Genomic DNA, 2,090 nt, shown 5'->3' on the forward strand with positions numbered 1-2,090 from the left:
GAACGCGGAAAGAAAGTTTTCTTATCAGCTTATCGAAATGGAAAAGATATTATTTTAGAAGTTCGTGATGAAGGCGTCGGTATTCCGCAAGAAGATGTTCGAAGAGTATTTGAACCATTTTACACTGGGAAAAATGGTCGTGCATTCGGAGAATCTACTGGTATGGGACTTTATATCGTAAGTAAAATTTGTGATTATTTAGGTCATACTGTGAAACTAGACTCTGAAGTTGGGAAAGGAACGACGATTAAAATCATCTTCCACAATGCTGCCAGCAATCAAGCAGAAAGCACGGAGAAGGTGACCAAAGCATGATCGTAACATATGCTAGCAAAATGTATGAGAATATACTCTCATACATTTTTTGCAATAAAACTACATATCGGCCTGCTAACGGGAGGCATATATTATGACATTTTGGCAATTTGCATTTAAAAATGTAACGCGCAACTCRAGAGCTTATTTTGCYTACTTTRTAAGYAGTKCYTTYTCYATTGCTGTTTTCTTTTCKTTTGCTGTTTAYTTATTTCATCCGAAATTACAAAAYTYCAMTATGATCTCTGAAATTTCAGGRTTAATGATWTTTTCAGAAGTWGTWATTGTTTTCTTCTCTTTCTTCTTTTTACTATATTCGATTGGATCATTTTTAAAAGTTCGTAAAAAACAATTTGGGATTTTAACCATTTTAGGTATATCGAAAAAGCAATTACATCGTCTCGTTTTTACGGAAAATATGTTAATTGGTATTTTATCTATCTTTTTCGGCATACAGTTTGGGTTTGTTTTTTCGCAATTTTTCTTATTAGTGACAGCGAAAATTACGCACGTACCAGGTATATATTTATACGGGCCTACTAACGTAATCATTTTAACGACCATCGTTTTTCTTAGTCTTTTTATCATTGTATCTGCATTCACACCAATGCTTATTCGTACAAAAAAAGCGGTACACCTTTTAAAAACAAATGGTGGAAAACAAAAAGAAAGAAAACCATCCATATTTATTTCTTTATTTGGTGCTATCTGTTTATTAGGCGGCTATGCTTTAGCTGGAAATCCTAAATATTTTGTCTCAGTAAGCCCGCAAATAGGTGTTATATACATGGTTTCAAGTATCTTCGTAATCCCAACGTTTGTTACGATGGGAACGTATTTTTTCTTTTCGCAAATTAGTTTTTCACTTATTTATATTTTGAAAAAAAGAAGAAAATTTTATATGAAACGGATAAATATGCTTTGGATATCTGATTTAGCAAACCGTATTCGAACAAATATTAATATACTTTTTATTGTGGCCATGCTATCTACCGTCGCTTTTACAATGATTACGTTTTTATATGGATTCGGGAAATTTATTAAACTAGAGGTTACTAAAACTTCACCTTTTCCAATTTCTTATTTTTCTTATGATGCGAATCCTTTTGTTGCAGAACACTTGAATTGGCTTGAGCAGCAATTACAAAGGGAAAATTTCTCTTATGAGAAAATAAACGCTGATTTATATGAAGCACCATTAAAAGAAGATCAAGATATAGCCATTTATAATGACGTATATGCAATTAAGCAAAGTGACTATAACAAACTTGCGGATTCTTTACAATTAAAACAACTATTCATGGATGATAATGAAGCTTATGTTTTAACAGGGACATCTTATATCACCATATTTAATGAGTTTGAGCAAAGCTACAACAGAGACTACATTACACTCTCTAGCACAAATACGAAATTACGAGTAAAAGGCTATGAATATGTGAATGCAATTCCATCTACCTTTTCATATCAAACGTTAGTTTTACCTGATGCTGTTGTAGAAAATTTCCCCAATACAACTAAACATGTATCAGCTTACAATTATAAAGTACAAAACTGGGAAAAAACGTATAAAATTGCAGATGATTTTATAGAAAAGGTGCAAAAAGATCGAGATAAATCCCAGTACAAAGGACCTCTTATTCGCTCCTTTGAATCGGCAGGGTCACTATATAGAATAACATCAGGAAGTGCCGCATACTTCCTAATCGGGACATTCTTAGGTGTCATTTTCTTTATTGGAGCAGGTAGCGTTCTTTACTTCAGAATGTATACAG

2 protein-coding genes are annotated in these 2,090 nt (G+C 32.9%); both read left to right on the plus strand.

Translation table 11 applies throughout. The features are described from left to right. Window positions 1-315, plus strand: a 315-nt coding sequence (locus AC1DJR_RS27760) for an ATP-binding protein (RefSeq protein ID WP_477004022.1), incomplete at its 5' end; no start/stop codon positions are given. A gap of 94 nt (window positions 316-409) precedes the next feature. Beyond that, the coding region (locus tag AC1DJR_RS27765) for an FtsX-like permease family protein (protein WP_477004023.1) at window positions 410-2,090 on the plus strand (1,681 nt) is incomplete at its 3' end.

This window comes from Bacillus sp. 05T31, from assembly GCF_056396725.1.